General features: G+C 74.2%; 1 protein-coding gene. It reads right to left on the bottom strand.

From position 1 onward, the window contains the following. The coding region (locus LG396_RS38860) for a universal stress protein (protein ID WP_225798323.1) at positions 1-569 on the bottom strand (569 nt) is incomplete at both ends.

Raw genomic sequence — 569 nt, 5'->3', positions numbered from 1 at the left:
AGGCGGGCGCCGCGGGAGATCGGCAGCCCGCGGCCCTTGGCGACCTCGCCGTGGGTGACGATGTGCACGTCGAGGTCGGGCCCGGACTCGCGGGCCACGGTGGCGCCGACGCCGGGGCCGAAGGCGTACTGCCACGCCTTGCGGCGGCTGGAGCCCAGCACGATCTGGGTGGCGTTGACGCCGCGGGCGAACTCCAGCAGGGCGTCCGGCACGTCGTCGCCGATGACGTGGTGGAACGTACCGCCCAGGTCCTCGACCAGGGTGCGCTGGACCGCCAGCTCCTCGGGCGAGGCGGAGGTCAGGGGGGTCAGGCCGTCGCTGTGGGAGATGTAGACGGCCATGATCTCGCCGCCCGCGCCCTTGGTCGCCAGCCGCGCGCCGCGGCGGATGAGGGTGCGGCCCTCGGGGCCGCCGGTGAGGCCGACGACGATGCGCTCGCGGGCCTGCCAGGTGTCCCGGATGTCGTGCTCGCTGCGGTATTCGCGCAGGTAGTCGTCGACGCGGTCGGCGACCCAGAGCAGGGCCAGCTCGCGCAGGGCGGTGAGGTTGCCGGGGCGGAAGTAGTTCGA

Origin of the sequence: Streptomyces aculeolatus, assembly GCF_020400605.1 — a bacterium.
GTDB lineage: Bacteria > Actinomycetota > Actinomycetes > Streptomycetales > Streptomycetaceae > Streptomyces > Streptomyces aculeolatus.
The sequence above is the reverse complement of the archived record's forward strand: the minus strand, read 5'-3'. Positions and strand labels throughout refer to the sequence as shown.